Genomic DNA, 18,138 nt, shown 5'->3' with positions numbered 1-18,138 from the left:
GATCCGCATGAACCCGCCGGTGTTCTACTTCGCGGCTAGTTTCATTCTTATCTTCGGCCTGGTGGTCGTCGCCTTCCCGCAGGCATCCGGTGAGTGGTTGCTGGCGGCGCAGAACTGGGCGGCCAACACGGTCGGCTGGTACTACATGCTGGCCATGACCCTGTATCTGGTGTTCGTGGTGGTCACGGCCTTGTCTGGCTACGGCAAGATCAAGCTCGGGGCCGACCATGACGAGCCCGAGTTCAGCTATTTGTCCTGGGCCGGCATGTTGTTCGCCGCCGGTATCAGCATCACGCTGTTCTTCTTCTGCGTGTCCGAACCGCTGACCCACATGCTCACCCCGCCCCAGGGTGAAGGGGGCACGGCCGAGGCCGGGCGCCAGGCAATGGAGATCCTGTTCCTGCACTGGGGCCTGCATGGCTGGGGCGTGTTCGCCTTCGTCGGCATGGCGCTGGCCTACTTCGCCTACCGGCACAACCTGCCGCTGGCCCTGCGTTCGGCGCTGTATCCGCTGATCGGCAAACGTATCAATGGCCCGATCGGCTATGCCGTCGACGGCTTCGGCATCATTGCCACGGTGTTCGGCCTGGGCGCCGACATGGGCTTTGGTGTGCTGCACCTGAACGCCGGCCTCGACTACCTGTTCGGCATCAGCCACAGCCAGTGGGTGCAGGTGATCCTCATCGCGCTGATGATGGGCGCGGCGGTGGCGGTAGCCGTGGCGGGTGTGGAAAAGGGCGTGCGGGTGATGAGCGACATCAACCTGTTCCTGGCCTGTGCATTGCTGCTGTTCGTGCTGTTCGCCGGGCCCACCCAGCACCTGTTCAATACCCTGATCCAGAACCTCGGCGATTACCTCGGTGCCTTGCCGCGCAAGAGCTTCGACGTGTACGCCTATGGCGAGCAACGTGACTGGCTGGGTGGCTGGACGGTGTTCTACTGGGCCTGGTGGATTGCCTGGGCGCCGTTCGTGGGCTTGTTCATCGCGCGCATCTCGCGTGGCCGCACCATCCGTGAGTTCGTTTTCGGCGTGCTGCTGATCCCGTTGGGCTTCACCCTGGCGTGGATGTCGATCTTCGGCAACAGCGCGCTGGACCAGGTGATCAACCACGGCATGACCGCGCTCGGCCAGTCGGCGTTGGACAACCCGTCGATGAGCCTGTACCTGCTGCTGGAAACTTACCCGTGGAGCAAGACGGTGATTGCCGTGACGGTGTTCATCAGCTTCGTGTTCTTCGTCACCTCGGCCGACTCCGGCACCGTGGTGCTGTCGACCCTGTCCGCCAAGGGCGGCGGTGCTGATGAAGACGGGCCGAACTGGTTGCGCATCTTCTGGGGCGCGATGACTGCGCTGATCACCAGCGGCCTGTTGTTCGCGGGCAGTATCGATTCGCTGAAGTCCGCGGTGGTGCTGACCTCGCTGCCGTTCTCGCTGATCTTGCTGTGCATGATGTGGGGGTTGCACAAGGCCTTCTACCTGGAGAGCCAGCGGCAGATCGCGCAGATGCACTCGCTGGCACCGTTCGCCCAGTCACGCCGTGGTCGTGGTGGCTGGCGTCAACGCCTGAGCCAGGCCGTGCATTTCCCGTCGCGGGACGAGGTGTACCGCTTCATGGACGACGTGGTACGCCCGGCGATAGCCGAAGTGCGTGAGGTGTTCGAGCAGAAGGGCCTGGTGCTGGTGACCCAGGACGATCCGAGCCATGACAACGTCAGCCTGAAGGTTGGCCATGGCGAGGAACAGCCGTTCATCTACCAGGTGCAGATGCGTGGCTACTTCACGCCGTCGTTCGCGTTGGGTGGGCTGGGCACGCAGGAGTTGAAGAACCGCCGGTACTACCGGGCCGAGGTGCACCTGAGCGAAGGCAGCCAGAACTATGACCTGGTGGGCTACAGCAAGGAGCAGATCATCAACGACATCCTCGACCAGTACGAGCGGCACATGCAGTTCCTGCATCTGGTCAGGTAGTAGTCTGTACCGGCCTCTTCGCGGGACAAGCCCGCTCCTACAAGGGCAATACGATTCCTGTAAGAGCGGGCTTGTCCCGCGAAGAGGCCAGAGCAGGGAAACCATTCAGAAGGGCGCATCTCCGAGGATTGTGGCCCGGTGCATCACCCGCCGATTGGGCCGGTAATCATCCACCGCAAAATGCTGGGTCACGCGGTTGTCCCAGAACGCCACGTCATTCTCCTGCCAACGCCAGCGAATGCTGAACTCCGGCCGCGTCGCATGGGCGAACAGCAGCTTCAGCAGCGCCTCGCTTTCCAGCTCGCTCAGCTCATTGATGCGCGTGGTGAACCCTTCATTGACAAACAACGCCTTGCGCCCGCTCACCGGATGCGTGCGCACCACCGGGTGCGACAACGGCGGGTTGTTGCGCCGGGCCACTTCCCAGCGCGCCAGGTCCTCGGCGGTGGTGCCAAAGCGCTCCAGCGGGAACGACTTGGTGAAGTCGTGGGTGGCGGTCAGGCCATCGAGCATCTCGCGCAGCGGCGCCGACAAGGCTTCGAACGCAGCGATACCGCTGGCCCACAAGGTGTCGCCGCCGTAGGCCGGCAACTGCTTGGCGCTGAGCACCGCGCCCAGCGCCGGGGTCGGCAGGAACGTCACGTCGGTGTGCCACACGGCGTTGTCGCGCACATCGGTGACTGCCGTGTCGAGGATCAGCACCTGCGGCGTCTCTGGCACGTTGGGGTAGATCGGGTGGATGTGCAGGTCGCCGAAACGGGCGGCGAAGCGCGCCTGTTGCTCCGGGTTGATCGGCTGGTCGCGGAAGAACAGCACCTGGTGCTGAAGCAGCGCCTGCTCGATGGCATCGCGCTGTTCGGCGGTGATGTCGCGGCTGATGTCCACGCCGCTGATCTGTGCGCCGAGCGCCGGGCTGAGGGGAGTGATGGTCAGGCTCATGTCGGTCTCTTCAATCAGGCGCCAGGCTGCTGGCGTGGTCAACAGGAATTCAGTGGCTCTGCCCGTGCCAGGGCACCAGCTTGCGTTGCAGGGCGCGCAGGCCCATTTCCAGGGCGAAGGCGATCAAGGCGATCAGCAGGATGCCCAGCACCACCACGTCGGTGACCAGGAACTGCGCCGCCGACTGCACCATGAAACCCAGGCCGCTGGTGGCAGCGATCAGCTCGGCGGCGACCAGGGTCGACCAACCGACCCCGAGGCCGATGCGGATGCCGGTCAGAATGTCGGGCAGAGCGCTGGGCAGGATCACGTGGCGGATCAGCTGCACCTTGGTTGCGCCCAGCGACTGCGCCGCGCGCAGCTTGGCCGGGTCGACGGTGCGCACGCCGGTGGCGGTGGCGATGGCAATCGGGGCGAAGATCGCCAGGTAGATCAGCAGCACCTTGGACAGCTCGCCGATGCCGCACCAGATGACGATCAGCGGCAGGTAGGCCAGCGGCGGGATCGGCCGGTAGAACTCGATCAGCGGGTCGAGGATGCCACGGGCCACACGGTTGTAGCCGATGGCGATGCCGACCGGGATGGCAGTCAAGGTCGCGGCGACCAGGGCCAGGCCTATGCGGCCCAGGCTGGCGCCCAGGTGCTGCCACAGGCTGGCGTCCATGTAGCCCTGGGTGAGCAGGGTCCAGGCCTTGGCCAGGATGTCGCTGGGCGAGGGCAGGAACAGCGGCTCGATCCAGCCTGCGGCCGTCACCAGCCACCAGGCGAGCAGCAGGCTGGCCAAGGTCAGGGCGCTGATCCAGCGGGTAGACAATGGGCGGCGGGCCCGGGGGGCGGGCCGGGTTTGATTGTCGCGTTTGCCGGCGACCGGCAGATCCAGGCTGCTCATGCGCGCTCCTGCAGGTTTTGGCGTTGGGAGAACACGCGGGCCAGTACATGCTCGCGGGTCTCGATGAAGCGTGGATCGGACTTGATCGCCCGGGCCGACTCGCCAGCGGCATAGCGCTGGCCGAAGTCCAGCTGCAGGCGCTCGACCACGCGGCCGGGGTTTGGGGCCAGCAGCACCAGCTCGCTGGCGAGGAACACCGCTTCCTCGATGTCGTGGGTAATCAGGAATACCGGTTTGGCGGTGCGCTGCCAGACCTGCAGCAGCAGCTCCTGCATCTGCTCACGGGTGAAGGCATCGAGGGCGCCGAACGGTTCGTCCATCAGCAGCACCCGCGGGTCGGCGGCCAGTGCCCGGGCCAGCCCCACGCGCTGCTTCTGGCCACCGGACAGTTGCCAGATGCGCCGCTCGCCGAAGCCGTCGAGGTCGACCAGGGCCAGCATCTCGCGGGCCTTGGCCTCACGCTGTTCGCGTGGCACTCCGGCCAGCTCCAGGCCAAAGGCGACATTGCCCAGCACGTTCTGCCAAGGCAGCAGGGCATCATCCTGGAACACCACGCCACGCTCGGCCCCCGGGCCCTGTACCGGCATGCCGTCGAGGGTGATGCGCCCGCTGCTCGGGGCGACGAAGCCGGCGATCAGGTTCAGCAGCGAGGTCTTGCCACTGCCGGATGGCCCGAGGGCCACCAGCAGTTGGCGCGGCCCCAGGCTCAGGTTGATGTCGGCCAGCACCGGGGCGGTGGCGCCGGGGTACTGTGCGCTGATGCGCTCCAGTTCGAGCAAGGCCATGGCAGGCTCCGTGCGGTTGCAGTCTTAGTTGGGGATGTACTGGGCGCTGACGTACGGCGAGTAGTCCGGCAGCACCGCGTCGACCTTGCCTTGCTGCTTGAGGAAGGTGGCCGTGTCGGTCAGCGCCTGGGTGGTGGGTGCGCCTAGTTCCCTGGTTTGGTCGGCGGCCAGCGGGTAGACGTTGCCCTGCAGCAGCACCGGGATATCAGCCAGTTTGGCGCCGGACAGCTTGGCCAGCTTGGCGACGTTGTCCGGGTTGGCCAGCCAGGCTTGAGGGTCCTTGCGGTAGTCGGCGTAGGCGTCGAGGGTGACCTTGGCGAAAGCCTTGACCACCTCTGGGTGCTTGGCGGCGAAGTCCTTACGCACGATCCAGGCATCGAAGGTCGGTGCGCCTTTTTCGGCCAGTTCGCCCGAGGTGATCAGCACCTTGCCGTTTTCCTTGGCCACGCCCAGGGCCGGGTCCCAGACGTAGGTGGCGTCGATGTCTCCGCGCTTCCAGGCGGCAATGATCGCCGGTGGCGCGAGGTTGAGGATCTGTACTTTGGATGGGTCGATGTTCCAGCTTTTCAGCGCGGCCAGCAGGCTGTAGTGGCCAGTGGAAACGAACGGCACGGCGACTTTCTTGCCGATCAGGTCCTGCGGGGTCTTGATGCTGTCGCGGGCGACCAGGGCCTCGCCGGCACCGATCTGGGTGGCGATGAGGAAGGTCTCGACCGGCAGCTTGCGGGTCGCTGCGGCAGCCAGCGGGCTGGAGCCGAGGTAACCGATCTGCACGTCGCCGCTGGCCACGGCGGTGATCACGTCCGCGCCGTTATCGAACTTGCGCCAGTCGATGCTGGCCTTGCTGGCTTTTTCGTAGTTGCCATCGACCTGGGCCACCTTGGCCGGGTCGACGGTGGTCTGGTAGGCAACGGTGAGGTCGGCGGCCTGGGCCAACCAGCTGGCGCTGGCGAGGGTCAGGGCGGCGAACAGGCGCAGCGGAGCATGCGGGATCATGGTGAACCTCTCGTCAGGCAATGGATGTATTGGATGACGACAAGGCTAAATGATCTAAGAAATAGAAAATAAATAACTTTTTAGAATTAGCTTAGGAGCCAAACGCTTTAACGCTCGCCATAGCCGGAAAAGGCACCTGGCGCAACGGCGATCCGCTGCTAATCTTTTTTCCCTTCGTAAGGGTGTGTGACCGGTTGCTGGTCGGCAAACGTTTGCAAATAACCTAAAGGTATGATTGACAGCGCCGATACAACTTTTCGCAGTAAAGGTTCCTACGATATTCCGTAAAAATCTTACTAATTCATAAAACGGTCATTTTGGATTTATAGGATTGTCATTATCCTGTAGCGCAGGGGGCGTCTTAGACCAAAGTCGAGAAACGTTTAGAAACTATTGACTTAATGGTCACGCTTTGGGGCTAATCGCCCATCCACGGTTGAGCGGGGCAACAGATCCTGCCGCCAGAGATACACAAGAATTAGAACGTAGAGGAGCAAAACATGTACAAGTCCAGCCTGGCCGTGGCCGTGGCACTGGGGGTTTTCGCCCAAACAGCAGGCGCTGCCGGTTTCGTTGAAGACAGCAAACTGTCGCTGAGCTCGCGCACCATGTACTTCAACAACGATAACCGCGATGGCGGTAACGACAACCGTGAATCGGGTCAGGGCTTCAAGCTCGACTACATCTCCGGTTTCACCCCAGGCACCGTTGGTTTCGGTGTCGACGCCCAGGCCCTGTGGGGTATTCACCTGGATGGCGGTCGCGGCAAGCACCCGGATAACAGCAGCTTCTTCCCAAGCGACAGCGACGGTTCGGCTGTAGACCAGTGGACACGCTTCGGCGCCAACGCCAAGGCCCGCTTCTCGAAGACCGAGGTTCACTTCGGTAGCGCCCTGGCGCCAAACCTGCCGATCCTGGTGTCCAACGACGGTCGTCTGCTGCCGCAGACCTTCGAGGGTGGCACCATCCAGTCGAAGGAAATCGATAACCTGACCGTCAACGCCGGTCAGCTGACCCACGCCATGGGTCGTGCTTCGAGCAACCGCACCGGCCTGTCGGTCGCCGGCGCCACTGCCGACAGCAACAAGTTCCGCTTCGGCGGCCTGGACTACAAGCTCACTCCAGACCTGACCCTGCAGTACTACTACTCGAACCTGGAAGACTTCTACAAGCAGCACTTCCTGGGCGCGACCCACGTCTTCAAGATCGCTGACGACCAGTCGTTCAAAACCGACCTGCGCTACTTCGACAGCAGCAGCGACGGCAACAACGGTCACGGCGGCGGCTACAACTTCAACAACAACGGTGGCTATGCCAAGAACACTGGCAAGGTCGACAACAAGACCTGGTCTGCCATGTTCACCTACACCCTCGGTGGCCATGCGCTGATGCTCGGTCGTCAGCAAGTCAGCGATGACGGCGGTTTCGTCTGGCTGAACCAAGGCAGTGTGGTTGACGGCAACGGCCGCAACGAAGGTGCTGGTGGTTCCAGCTTCTACCTGTTCACCGACAGCATGATCAACCAGTTCGCCCGTGCTGGCGAGAACACCAACTTCGGTCAGTACTCCTATGACTTCGCCTCGCTGGGCGTTCCAGGCCTGAAGGCTTCGGTTGCCTACCTGCGTGGTGACGACATTCGCTACAAGAGCGGCCACGGCACCTACAACGAATGGGAACGTGACGCACGCGTCGACTACACCATTCAGCAAGGCACCCTCAAAGGCTTGGGCTTCAGCCTGCGTCAGGGCGTCTACCGTGGTGGCAGCAACGAAGCCAGCGCCGACCAGGATCAGACTCGCTTCATCGTGAACTACACTTACAGCTTCCTGTAAGTCGTAGCCACACCAAAAGCCTCGCCTAGTGCGAGGCTTTTTTATGGCCGCGATTTCGTATGCGTAAAAGTTATAAATAAATCGTTATTTATTCTTTTTGTTTCTCATCGAATGCAGGCACATTGAACCCACACGCCAGAACACAGCACAGGAGCCGCACCCCATGAGCCTCAAACTCGGCGACATCGCCCCGGACTTCGAGCAGGAATCCAGTGAAGGCAAGATCCGCTTCCACGAATGGCTGGGCAGCAGCTGGGGTGTGCTGTTTTCCCACCCGGCAGACTTTACCCCGGTATGCACCACCGAACTGGGCCTGACTGCAAAGCTCAAGGAAGACTTCGCCAAGCGCGGCGTGAAGGCCATCGCTCTGTCGGTCGACCCGGTCGATTCGCACCACAAGTGGATCGAGGATATCAATGAGACCCAGAACACCGTGGTCAACTTCCCGATCATCGCCGACGCCGACCGCAAGGTGTCCGACCTGTACGACTTGATTCACCCCAATGCCAGCGACACCCTCACCGTGCGTTCGCTGTTCGTCATCGACCCGAACAAGAAGGTGCGCCTGACCATTACCTATCCGGCCAGTACCGGGCGCAACTTCAACGAAATCCTGCGGGTGATCGACTCGCTGCAGCTCACCGACAACCACAAGGTCGCCACGCCAGGTAACTGGCAGGACGGCGACGAGGTTGTGATCGTGCCTTCGCTGAAGGACGAAGACGAGATCAAGCAGCGCTTCCCGAAAGGTTATCGGGCGGTGAAACCCTATCTGCGGCTGACCCCGCAGCCTAATCGCTGATGAATTTCTCGTTGCATTGCTCTTAGCCATAGCAGGGATTTTCGGGCCGTTTCGACGGCCCTTTTTTATGGCTGTAAAAACCTGAATGACTCAAATTAAAATGGAATAAACAAATGAAAAAATATGATTTCTAGATATATGTACGGGCTGGTAATGTCACTCCAACAGAACACCAGGCAACGCCGAAACTACTGACCGGCCGAGCCATTGCTCCACCACCTTACTCGCCCGCCAACGAGGCAAGCAGGTGCAACCCGAACCTCAATCGCACAGGAGAGCGCCATGCGCACAGTCTTCTTGCGTCGTGGTCTGGTCGCCCTGTTTGCGGCGGCTGTGTCCTTCGGCGCCATCACCCAAGCCCAGGCCGAAAGCCTGCGAATCGGTTACCAGAAGTACGGCACCCTGGTGTTGCTCAAGGCCAAAGGCACGCTGGAAAAGCGCCTGGCCGAGCAGGGTGTGCAAGTGCAGTGGACCGAGTTCCCTGGCGGCCCACAGCTGCTTGAAGGGCTGAACGTCGGCTCGATCGACTTCGGTGTCACCGGCGAGACACCGCCCGTGTTCGCCCAGGCCGCTGGCGCCGACCTGCTCTACGTGGCCTATGAGCCGCCAGCGCCGCACAGCGAAGCCATCCTCGTGCCGAAAGGTTCGCCGATCCAGTCGGTGAAAGAACTCAAAGGCAAGAAAGTCGCCTTCAACAAAGGCTCCAACGTTCATTACCTGCTGGTCCGCGCTCTGGAAGATGCCGGCCTCAATTACAGCGACATCCAGCCCGTCTACCTGCCGCCTGCCGATGCCCGCGCCGCCTTCGAGCGTGGCAGTGTCGATGCCTGGGTAATCTGGGACCCGTACCAGGCCGCCGCCGAGCAACAGCTGCAGGCCCGTACCCTGCGTGACGGCAAGGGCCTGGTCGACAACCACCAGTTCTACCTGGCTACCCGCAACTACGCCACCCAACACCCGGCGGTGATCAGCACCCTGATCGACGAAGTGCGTGCCGTGGGCCAGTGGTCCCAGGCCAACCCGCAGGAAGTCACCGACCAGGTCGCGCCATTGCTCGGCCTGCCCGGCGATATCACCCTGACCTCGGTCAAGCGCCAAGGATACGGTGCCCAGCCGCTCACCCCGCAAGTGGTGGCCGCACAACAGAAGATCGCCGACACCTTCCAGGCGCTCAAGCTGATTCCCAAGCCGCTGAGCATCAAGGACGTGATCTGGACACCCCCGGCCAAGGTCGCCACCGCGCCTTGATTGATTCGCCTGCGCCGGGGCACCGCCCTGGCCCTCGCCACCCTTGAGGAGACAACTCCAATGAGCCTTAACATATTCTGGTTCCTTCCTACCCACGGTGACGGCAAGTACCTGGGCACTTCCGACGGCGCCCGCGCGGTCGATCACGGTTACCTGCAGCAAATCGCCCAGGCCGCCGACCGCCTGGGTTTCGGAGGGGTGTTGATCCCTACCGGGCGTTCCTGCGAAGACTCCTGGTTAGTGGCGGCGTCGCTGATTCCGGTGACCCAGCGCCTGAAGTTCCTGGTAGCCCTGCGCCCAGGCATCATTTCGCCGACCGTGGCCGCACGCCAGGCCGCGACCCTCGATCGGCTGTCCAACGGCCGTGCGCTATTCAACCTGGTGACCGGGGGCGACCCGGATGAACTGGCCGGTGACGGCCTGCACCTGAACCACCAGGAGCGCTACGAAGCCTCGGTCGAGTTCACCCGCATCTGGCGCAAGGTGCTGGAAGGCGAAACCGTCGACTACGACGGCAAGCACATCCAGGTGAAGGGCGCCAAGCTGCTCTATCCACCGATCCAGCAGCCGCGTCCGCCGCTGTACTTTGGTGGTTCGTCGGACGCGGCCCAGGACCTCGCAGCCGAGCAGGTCGAGCTTTACCTGACCTGGGGCGAGCCGCCGAGCGCCGTTGCCGAGAAGATCGCCCAGGTACGTGAGAAAGCTGCCGCTCAGGGCCGGGAAGTACGCTTCGGCATCCGCCTGCACGTGATCGTGAGGGAGACCAACGAAGAAGCCTGGGCTGCCGCTGACAAGCTGATTTCGCACCTGGACGACGACACCATTGCCCGTGCCCAGGCCTCGCTGGCGCGTTTCGACTCGGTCGGCCAGCAGCGCATGGCGGCCCTGCACAAGGGCAACCGCGACAACCTGGAAGTCAGCCCCAACCTCTGGGCCGGTGTCGGCCTGGTGCGTGGCGGTGCCGGCACCGCGCTGGTCGGCGATGGCCCGACCGTGGCGGCACGGGTCAAGGAATACGCCGAGCTGGGTATCGATACCTTTATCTTCTCTGGTTATCCACACCTGGAAGAGTCGTACCGGGTGGCCGAACTGCTGTTCCCGCACCTCGATGTGCAGCGCCCGGAGCAGGCCAAGGCTGGCGGCTACGTGAGCCCGTTCGGCGAAATGGTCGCCAACGACATCCTGCCCAAGTCCGTCGCGCAGAGCTGAGGGCCGGGCCATGAGTCGTGCAACCTCCACCACCCTTAGCCAGCGTCTGGCGCCATGGGCCCTGCCAGTGCTGCTGCTGGCGGCCTGGCAACTGGCGGTCAGCGCCGGCTGGCTGTCGACCCGCATCCTGCCTGCGCCGAGTTCGGTGGTCAGTGCGGGTATAGAGCTGGTGCGCAGCGGTGAAATCTGGACCCACCTGGCCATCAGTGGCTGGCGGGCCGGGATTGGCTTCGTGATCGGCGGCAGCATCGGCCTGGTGCTGGGTTTCATCACCGGCCTGTCGAACTGGGGCGAACGCCTGCTCGACAGCTCGGTGCAGATGATCCGCAACGTGCCACACCTAGCGCTGATCCCGCTGGTGATCCTGTGGTTCGGTATCGACGAGTCGGCGAAGATCTTCCTGGTCGCGCTGGGCACGCTGTTCCCGATCTACCTGAACACCTACCACGGCATTCGCAATGTCGACCCGGCACTGGTGGAGATGGCCCGTAGTTATGGCCTGTCCGGCTTCGGCCTGTTCCGCCAGGTGATCCTGCCCGGTGCGCTGCCTTCGATTCTGGTCGGGGTGCGCTTCGCCCTGGGCTTCATGTGGCTGACGTTGATCGTCGCCGAGACCATTTCGGCCAATGCCGGCATCGGTTACCTGGCCATGAATGCGCGAGAGTTCCTGCAAACCGACGTGGTGGTGCTGGCCATCGTCCTGTATGCCGTGCTCGGCAAGCTCGCCGACCTCGCCGCCCGCGGCCTGGAACGGATATGGCTGCGCTGGCACCCGGCCTATCAAGTGGCGAAGAAGGAGGGCGCATGACCGTGCTCAAGGAACAGCCGCCACGCCTGTTGCGTGGCATCCCGCTGGCCGCCAGCGGCCTGCGTAAGACCTTCGGCCAGCGGGATGTGTTGAAAGGCATCGACCTGCACATTCCGGCCGGCCAGTTCGTCGCCATCGTCGGTCGCAGTGGTTGCGGCAAGAGCACCTTGCTCCGTCTGTTGGCGGGGCTCGACCAGCCGACCTCCGGCGAGTTGCTGGCTGGCGCCGCGCCGCTGAGTGCGGCCCGTGAGGAGACCCGCCTGATGTTTCAGGACGCGCGCCTGCTGCCATGGAAGAAGGTGATCGACAACGTCGGCCTGGGCCTGCGCGGTGATTGGCGCCAGCGTGCGCTGGATGCCCTGGAGGCGGTTGGCCTGGCCGATCGCGCCAATGAATGGCCGGCCGCGTTGTCCGGTGGCCAGAAGCAGCGCGTGGCCCTGGCCCGTGCCTTGATCCATCAACCGCGCTTGCTGCTGCTGGATGAGCCGCTGGGCGCGCTGGATGCGCTGACTCGCATCGAGATGCAGCAACTGATCGAACGCCTGTGGCGTCAGCACGGTTTTACCGTGCTGCTGGTGACCCACGACGTCAACGAGGCGGTGGCCGTCGCTGACCGGGTAATCCTGATCGAGGACGGCGAAGTCGGCCTGGACCTCACTGTCGATCTGGCTCGGCCCAGAGCGCGTGGTTCGCAGCGCCTGGCCGCGCTGGAAAGCGAAGTGCTCAACCGTGTTCTGTCGGCCCCGGGCACGCCGCCCGAGCCGGACCCCGTAGCCCCTTTGCCCACGCAATTGCGCTGGGCGCACTGAATGACCCACTGACCAGACTGAAGCCAAAGAGAAGGAATCAAGCCATGACCATCAAAGCCATCAACGTCCGCAACCAGTTCAAAGGCACCGTGAAAGAAATCCTCGAAGGCCCGGTACTGTCGGAAATCGACGTGCAGACAGCGTCGGGTATCGTCACTTCGGTGATTACTACCCGCTCCGTGAAAGAGTTGGAACTGCAGGTGGGCAGCGAAGTGATCGCCTTCGTGAAATCGACCGAAGTGTCTATCGCCAAGCTGTAAGCATTCACCACCTGGGCTGCCTGCCAGCCCAGGTGGTGATGCTGGCTCAACCGGCCGGCCGCAGGTTGGCGAACAGTCGGCTGGCTTGCGTTTCGCTCATGCTTCCCCGCCAGGCGCCTGTGCCCAGGTCGCGTTCACTGGCCAGTTTCAGGTGCCCCGCTTCCAGCCGTGAGAAACCCTGCGCCGGTTTCTGCCGGAAGTGAAAGTGGGCATACCACAGTGGCTGCCCGGTACCCAGGTCATTGATGCGGTATTCCTCCAGATATTCGATCGGCTTGCCCTTGTGGTCCAGTTTCGGCTTCAACGTGCGGGACCAAGCCACCTCCACCTCATGCTGTTCAACCAGGTATTCCAGGTAGCCGACGGTCGGTTTGCGGGTGGCCTTGGTCTGGGCGATTCGTAGCTGGCGGCCAAGGTCCTGCATCTGCTCGGCGGCAGCTTCCAGTCTTTGCGAAAGGGCAGTGTGCTCGGGGATGATCGAGCGGCCGGCCTTCTGGCGGACCCTGTCGGCAATGAAGCGCAGTTGCTGGGCATGCCCCTGGGCGATGTCTTCCAGGTCAAGAGGGACTGCATCGGCTGTCTGATAGCGGCGCAACCTGGCCTGCTGCCTGGCGACATCATCCAGTCGGGCGTTGGCAGCATCCACCAGGTTCGACAGTGACTGCGTGGGGGCTGCGCGCTCGGCTGTGGATAACCGCCACCGGCCTGCATCATCCTTGGCATAGACCGTGTGCAGGCGGTCGGAGTTGGGCTGATTGATGCGCATGCGTGGCTGCCCCCGCTCGCTGAAGGCTTCGCCGATAAGCGGCCCCTCCACGGTCTCGAACAAGCGCGGGCGGCTGGGGCCGCGATCAGGCTGGATGTCTGGGCGATGCCGGCCGGCGGTGGTCCTGCCGAGATGCTCCTCGATGTCATCCATGAGCTGGCGCATCAGTTGGCGGAACGCACGGGTTTCGTTTGGCGACAGCAAGTCGTGGAAGTTGTCCTCCCAAGCCGTGAGATGGCTCAGGTAGCGAGCGTAGCGGTTTTGCGCGCTGCTCAGAAATGTACGCTCCTGGGCGCGGGAAAGCCCGGCCCTGGGTAATTTCAGGTGACTGAAAAGGGTACTGCGCAAGGCAACCCCTTGCTCATGGAAGTGATCCATGAACGAGCTCAACAGGGAGTGTTCCACGGCGCTTTCGTTGAACAACGTGGTCGAGAGGATTGATGCCCGAACCAGGCGTGCACTGTCGACGTCCAGGGTAAGTCCTGTACTTTCTGCCAGCTTGAGGTACTCGGCCCGTGCATTGCCCTGCAGGTGAATGAGCCTGGCTTGGTGACGTATGGCCAGGCGCTCGATCTCCTGCAAGGTTTCGATCATTTCCTGGTTCGCCCTCAGTGAGGCCAGGGTCAGGGGTTTCACCACTGCAACAGGGGCTGAAGGGGCGGGCAGGGCCTGGATGGCGGCGGCCGCGAGTTCCACTTGGGCCGCAGCAAAGGTGAGGCGAGCAGACGCCAGGCGCATGTCGAGCACGCTCATTTCGCTGATGTTTGCCTCGCACAGCGCCGTGAACCTGCTGTAGTCCGCCCTGCTCAGCGTTGCACGCTGCTCCCTCAGACGCGCGATACTGCGTGCGTTGAACTCGATATTCCGGTTGAGTTCATCGCTCAGTTGTTTGCGTGCACTGACGATCGCCGCGCGTTGAGAGTCGCTTGGTTGAGCTCCTTCGGCGACCGCATGTACGGCCATGCGGTAGTCCGCTTGCTTGGCACCCATACGGGTTCTGATGCGTTTCAGTTCGTCGTTTATGTCATGCGCGAGGTCCATGCCGGTCAGTTGTCGTGGTTGTCGACGAATGGCTTGACGCCAAAAGGCAACCCCTTGGTTGTAGAGCGTGGTGAGGGCACCGCCGCCACCCTCCAGGCCATTGTCGACCAGCAGCCCGCTGAGCCTGCCGGGGGTTTCCCAGATGCCCTGTTCACTCAGCCGTACGGGTTGCCGATAAGAACGAGTACCTTGGGGTTTGAGCCTCCAGGTGAGATATGCCGGGTCCCACTCGACGGTGTACCAAGTGCCGTTCCTCGATATGTAGCGCTGCCGCGTTGCCACGTGTTCGAACACGCCCGCCCCTTGCGGTAACGTCGAGGGCAGCATGGGGCCGGTTGGCAATTCTGCCTCGTAGCCCACGAATGGGCTGAGGGGCGCCTTGCGAATGGCGGGCAACGGTCGCAGCGGGTCAAGGCGCTGTCGTTGCTGGGTCAGCAGTCGGGCCGCTACTGCAGGATTGCCGGGGGTGGCAGCCAGCGGCACGAGCGACATCATGGCATCGGTCAATGACTGCAGCAGGCTGACCAGATGCTGAAGGCCCTCTTCCTGCTGGCCATGCTCGAAGGCCCTGACCGCAGCGAACGATGCATGCCAGCCATCGTACAGTGCCATGGCCGTACCAACGCCCGGCAAGATGCCGAACGCTATTCTCAAACCCAGGAACAAGTGTCGAATGGCAATTTCAGGCTCGGCGAGGGCCAGGTCGTCCTGGCTGCGTGACGTGGCGCGGTGTTTGCGTATGTGCTCGCCCATCTCCTGGCGGCATTCATGTGTAGGCAAGGACTCGGAACGTGTTGGGCCTGGCTCGATGAAGCCTTGGAAGTTTTGTTGCAGGGCGGTGTTGATGTAGCTTTCAAGGTGATCGGGGTTGCCCGATTGGGACTGGGTGGCCAGGTATTGAGCCATCTTGCTGTCCAGCGCCATGTCCTGCAGTGCCTGGCAGGCAGCTGTGGGGCTTGGGTACTGGCTGATGACTTTGCCATTAGGCGCATCGGGCATGTACAACAGTACGGGACCAGCAGCGCCCTCGATCAGGTAGATGCCCGACAGCCCCACGCTGTCGCTGGAGCCATTTGCTGCCGTGCCTGGCTTGAGCATCACCGAATGGTACTTGATCGTTCTGCTGGTAACGGCGTCGAGCTGTTCGCTGCAGAACGTTTCCAAAAGCTGCTGACCGTCGGCTGCCAGGCTGGTCGGTCGGCTCGTCGTCAGCAGTTGCAGGCGAATTTCGTATGGGGTGCGAAGGGTTTCCTGGCGCCATTGCACTTGCCAGTCAGACTCGTGTTCAAAGCCAAGATACGTTTGGGTGATGCGTTTTTCGTAGCTCCCGGCGATATCCAGCTGCTGAATCAGGTCGGCCAGGTAGGCAGGCGTCAATGTGCGTTGCAGAGAGAGATCTGCCGCTGGCTCGAACCTGACGTTGGCATTGTTCAAACGCAGGCGCCGCTGATCATCCAGTGCCCATAACATGAAAGACGCCAGCGTCACTTCGCTACGCGACGTGCTGAATACGGGCACTTCTCGTGATCCAGCTCCACCTAGCGCCGATTGGCCCGTCACTTCGCGCCTGATGGTCACGCTGTCGGCGATGTCGAGGGTAATGTGCGGTAATGACTGCCGGGAGAACTCACGGCGTAGATGGGCATTCAGCCTGAGCTGCGCAAAGTGCTTGCGTGATGGCAAGCTCAGCTTGAGCAGCTCGCTGGAGGCACACAGCGCATCTTTCAGGGCGTCGGTCTGGGCGCTCAGCGCGGTGAGCTGGTTTGCGTCAAGGTGGCGCAACGCACTCAATTGCTCGTGGATGTGGCTGCTGCGGTTCTGTTCAGCAAAGCGTGCCAAGGCTACCGCCCTGGCGCGGTTCTCGCTTATGCACAGGCGCTGCCGGGCTTGCTCCCGGCTGGTGTCGGCAGGCAAGCCGGCTGCAATGGCCTGCACGCAGTGCTGCATGAAATGCGACGACACGGGAACGTGGGTGAAGGTCACCGAAGGTGAGTCCGACAATGCTTGCAGGATCTGCATTTCATCGGCTGGCTGCGTCGACTCCAGCAGGGCATCGGGCCATGCGCCTTGAAGCGTGGCAAGCAGTCGCCTGGCAAGCGCTGATTCGTCTTCGAAGGCCATCAGTCCGCCACGCAGGCCTGGACGGTACAGCAGCACCGTTTGGTCTTCTGCCTCCTCGTCATCCTTCGGGATGGCGCGAAACGTCATGTAGCCACGCAACTGCCACTTGCGATCTACGCTGACCAGTTCCAGTGTGCTGGCTTGCACTGGGCGTTGCAGGCTTGCTTCAGGCCTTTCGACGAGCCTTTCTATCCAGTCCAGGTGGCTGGCGGACAGATCACTCAATGTATGCTGCAGGCGCGCTTCTTTCAGCAAAGCCTGACACAGCCCGTCGGCGATCTGTTCTATCCGCGTTACTGCACCTACGCGCTGCTGCAGGTCGGTACTGGTCACTGGATCGGGCAGCTCCAGAAGGTATGTGTCATGCGCGTCCTGCAGCTGGTCGAGCAACGCCTGGCGCTCTCGTAACAGCGATACCTTGTCTGAGGTGAGTTTCAGGTCACTGCCCAGGTACTGTTCCAGCAGCGTTTCCTGGCGCTCGACAAGCCGTTGGCGCCAGCCTGTGGGCAAGTGTTGCTCCAAACAGGCAAAGTGCACTTCCTCTTCCGGCAGCGCAGCATCTTTGGTGATCACTTCATCGATGGCTGCTTCGACGGTAGGGTCCAGAGCCTTTGGAACCATTTCGCCACGCTCGTTTTCCCAAGCCTGCAAGGCGGTCCACTCCAAAGGATCGGTTTCACTTTGCCTGCAGGCCTCGAGCAGGTAGTGGTCAATGATTTCCTGATGCTGGCGCAAGGTCTGTTCCATGAACAGGCTGATGCCGTCGCCTTGAACCTCGGTGACCAGAACGTCGTCGCGGGTGCCGGCCGTTATCGGATCCCTTGGGTCCGACCAGAACCTGAAGCGATTCTGGTAGATCCAGTCGCGCAGACTCTTGAGGTTGACGAATTGCTGCACACTGTTCAGCGTGCCCGGAATATAGATCAGCCAATGCGCCTGGCCGGGCGCGGGGGCGATCACCAGCGCAGCCGTGCTGGTCAGTGTTCTGCCAGTCGCCAGTCGCCATTGCAACTGCGCGTGGCGTGGTGATGGTTGCCGGCCTTGCTGCCAACTGTTGATGCTCAGTGCGCCCCGGCCGTATGCAATGTCCAGGCTGCAGTTGAAATGCAGACGTAGCAGATTGACTGCGTGGGTTTGCCGTGAAATGTCTGTCCCCGGCATACGCCCTCCCCAGTAGTTGAGCGGAGTGTGCAGCTTCGCCGCGTTCACGATCGGGATGAGGTGGGTCGCCCACTGTGCGGCGGTCATTTGCGCGTGTGCTGTGCTCTCGTCGAAGCCCCAGGTAGACCAGTGCGCAAAAGGATTGGCGAACACCGGGCTAGCCAGCAGGCGGGCGGCGAAGGTCAGCAAGGTCACTTGGCTATCGGCATGGCGCAAGCCGCAGGCGTCAGGCGAGATCTGCAGGTTCGCCTGCAATGCGTTACGCACGGTCTGATGCAGGTTGGGCGCCTGGCTCAACAGGTTTCGTAGCTGCCTGGCGGCTGGGGTCAAGGTTCTTCGAGCGGCTGCAAGCAGGTTGCCCATGCCTGGCAGCTGATGGTCGTGACTGACACGGCCGGCCAAGTCGAGCGTTTCGAGGGTGACGGCAAGGGGCGCTTTTGAAGGGGGCATGAACAAGGGTCTCTCTGAGGTTGCGCGTACGCTGAAACCTCATTGAAACGATC

At 62.4% G+C, this 18,138-nt stretch carries 13 protein-coding genes; 8 read left to right on the top strand and 5 right to left on the bottom strand.

The window, feature by feature from the left end; genetic code table 11:
- Positions 1 to 7: 7 nt before the first annotated feature.
- Positions 8 to 1,969, top strand: a complete 1,962-nt coding sequence (betT, locus tag ACOKS3_RS28130) for a choline transporter BetT (protein WP_422764483.1) — start codon at positions 8 to 10, stop codon at positions 1,967 to 1,969.
- Between the two features lie 105 nt (positions 1,970 to 2,074).
- Here the strand turns inward: betT and tauD are convergent, their stop codons facing one another.
- From tauD to tauA, 4 genes are read right to left on the bottom strand one after another with little or no spacing between them, the layout of a single operon-like run.
- Positions 2,075 to 2,908, bottom strand: coding sequence for a taurine dioxygenase (tauD, locus tag ACOKS3_RS28125; RefSeq protein WP_103449861.1), 834 nt, complete (start codon positions 2,906 to 2,908; stop codon positions 2,075 to 2,077).
- Positions 2,909 to 2,957: 49 nt separating this feature from the next.
- The gene (gene tauC, locus ACOKS3_RS28120; RefSeq protein ID WP_103448578.1) at positions 2,958 to 3,797 is read right to left on the bottom strand and encodes a taurine ABC transporter permease TauC; all 840 of its coding nucleotides are present in this window, start codon (positions 3,795 to 3,797) and stop codon (positions 2,958 to 2,960) included.
- Positions 3,794 to 4,582, bottom strand: a complete 789-nt coding sequence (tauB, locus tag ACOKS3_RS28115; protein WP_103448579.1) for a taurine ABC transporter ATP-binding subunit — start codon at positions 4,580 to 4,582, stop codon at positions 3,794 to 3,796. The genes tauC and tauB overlap by 4 nt, the downstream gene beginning before the upstream one ends.
- Before the next feature lie 24 nt (positions 4,583 to 4,606).
- The gene (gene tauA / locus ACOKS3_RS28110; RefSeq protein ID WP_103448580.1) at positions 4,607 to 5,578 is read right to left on the bottom strand and encodes a taurine ABC transporter substrate-binding protein; all 972 of its coding nucleotides are present in this window, start codon (positions 5,576 to 5,578) and stop codon (positions 4,607 to 4,609) included.
- A gap of 500 nt (positions 5,579 to 6,078) precedes the next feature.
- On the opposite strand from tauA, the gene ACOKS3_RS28105 reads away from it, so the two are divergent.
- From ACOKS3_RS28105 to ACOKS3_RS28075, 7 genes are all read left to right on the top strand, one after another.
- The gene (locus tag ACOKS3_RS28105; RefSeq protein ID WP_422764466.1) at positions 6,079 to 7,410 is read left to right on the top strand and encodes an OprD family porin; all 1,332 of its coding nucleotides are present in this window, start codon (positions 6,079 to 6,081) and stop codon (positions 7,408 to 7,410) included.
- 163 nt (positions 7,411 to 7,573) lie between these two features.
- Positions 7,574 to 8,212, top strand: coding sequence for a peroxiredoxin (locus tag ACOKS3_RS28100; RefSeq protein ID WP_027917624.1), 639 nt, complete (start codon positions 7,574 to 7,576; stop codon positions 8,210 to 8,212).
- A 282-nt stretch (positions 8,213 to 8,494) separates the two neighbouring features.
- Positions 8,495 to 9,460 (top strand): sulfonate ABC transporter substrate-binding protein, encoded by a 966-nt coding sequence (locus ACOKS3_RS28095; protein ID WP_103448582.1) that lies wholly within the window; start codon positions 8,495 to 8,497, stop codon positions 9,458 to 9,460.
- Between the two features lie 60 nt (positions 9,461 to 9,520).
- The gene (gene ssuD, locus ACOKS3_RS28090) at positions 9,521 to 10,669 is read left to right on the top strand and encodes an FMNH2-dependent alkanesulfonate monooxygenase (protein ID WP_103448583.1); all 1,149 of its coding nucleotides are present in this window, start codon (positions 9,521 to 9,523) and stop codon (positions 10,667 to 10,669) included.
- A gap of 10 nt (positions 10,670 to 10,679) precedes the next feature.
- Entirely contained in the window at positions 10,680 to 11,477 is a 798-nt protein-coding gene (gene ssuC / locus ACOKS3_RS28085) for an aliphatic sulfonate ABC transporter permease SsuC (protein WP_422764465.1), read from the top strand.
- Complete coding sequence (ssuB, locus tag ACOKS3_RS28080; RefSeq protein WP_103448585.1) at positions 11,474 to 12,286, top strand: aliphatic sulfonates ABC transporter ATP-binding protein; 813 nt, start codon at positions 11,474 to 11,476, stop codon at positions 12,284 to 12,286. Before ssuC ends, ssuB begins: the two co-directional genes overlap by 4 nt.
- Positions 12,287 to 12,330: 44 nt before the next feature.
- A complete protein-coding gene (locus ACOKS3_RS28075; RefSeq protein ID WP_008095172.1) occupies positions 12,331 to 12,546 on the top strand; it encodes a TOBE domain-containing protein in 216 nt (71 codons plus the stop codon).
- 46 nt (positions 12,547 to 12,592) lie between these two features.
- On the opposite strand, the gene ACOKS3_RS28070 is transcribed toward ACOKS3_RS28075, so the two are convergent.
- Complete coding sequence (locus ACOKS3_RS28070) at positions 12,593 to 18,085, bottom strand: dermonecrotic toxin domain-containing protein (protein ID WP_422764464.1); 5,493 nt, start codon at positions 18,083 to 18,085, stop codon at positions 12,593 to 12,595.
- Between the last annotated feature and the right edge of the window lie 53 nt (positions 18,086 to 18,138).

Source organism: Pseudomonas sp. HS6-2, from assembly GCF_049325675.2.
In the GTDB taxonomy this organism is placed as follows: domain Bacteria; phylum Pseudomonadota; class Gammaproteobacteria; order Pseudomonadales; family Pseudomonadaceae; genus Aquipseudomonas; species Aquipseudomonas putida_N.
Note: the sequence above shows the minus strand (reverse complement) of the source record. Positions and strands in the feature narration are given on the sequence as shown.

Excerpts from the sequence above, each read along its gene's own strand:
- betT (WP_422764483.1), top strand. The coding sequence starts at position 8 with ATGAACCCGCCGGTGTTCTACTTCGCGGCTAGTTTCATTCTTATCTTC.
- tauC (WP_103448578.1), bottom strand. The coding sequence starts at position 3,797 with ATGAGCAGCCTGGATCTGCCGGTCGCCGGCAAACGCGACAATCAAACC.
- ACOKS3_RS28105 (WP_422764466.1), top strand. The coding sequence starts at position 6,079 with ATGTACAAGTCCAGCCTGGCCGTGGCCGTGGCACTGGGGGTTTTCGCC.
- ssuB (WP_103448585.1), top strand. The coding sequence starts at position 11,474 with ATGACCGTGCTCAAGGAACAGCCGCCACGCCTGTTGCGTGGCATCCCG.
- ACOKS3_RS28070 (WP_422764464.1), bottom strand. The coding sequence starts at position 18,085 with ATGCCCCCTTCAAAAGCGCCCCTTGCCGTCACCCTCGAAACGCTCGAC.
- ACOKS3_RS28095 (WP_103448582.1), top strand. The coding sequence starts at position 8,495 with ATGCGCACAGTCTTCTTGCGTCGTGGTCTGGTCGCCCTGTTTGCGGCG.
- tauB (WP_103448579.1), bottom strand. The coding sequence starts at position 4,582 with ATGGCCTTGCTCGAACTGGAGCGCATCAGCGCACAGTACCCCGGCGCC.
- ACOKS3_RS28100 (WP_027917624.1), top strand. The coding sequence starts at position 7,574 with ATGAGCCTCAAACTCGGCGACATCGCCCCGGACTTCGAGCAGGAATCC.
- tauA (WP_103448580.1), bottom strand. The coding sequence starts at position 5,578 with ATGATCCCGCATGCTCCGCTGCGCCTGTTCGCCGCCCTGACCCTCGCC.
- ssuD (WP_103448583.1), top strand. The coding sequence starts at position 9,521 with ATGAGCCTTAACATATTCTGGTTCCTTCCTACCCACGGTGACGGCAAG.
- ACOKS3_RS28075 (WP_008095172.1), top strand. The coding sequence starts at position 12,331 with ATGACCATCAAAGCCATCAACGTCCGCAACCAGTTCAAAGGCACCGTG.
- ssuC (WP_422764465.1), top strand. The coding sequence starts at position 10,680 with ATGAGTCGTGCAACCTCCACCACCCTTAGCCAGCGTCTGGCGCCATGG.
- tauD (WP_103449861.1), bottom strand. The coding sequence starts at position 2,908 with ATGAGCCTGACCATCACTCCCCTCAGCCCGGCGCTCGGCGCACAGATC.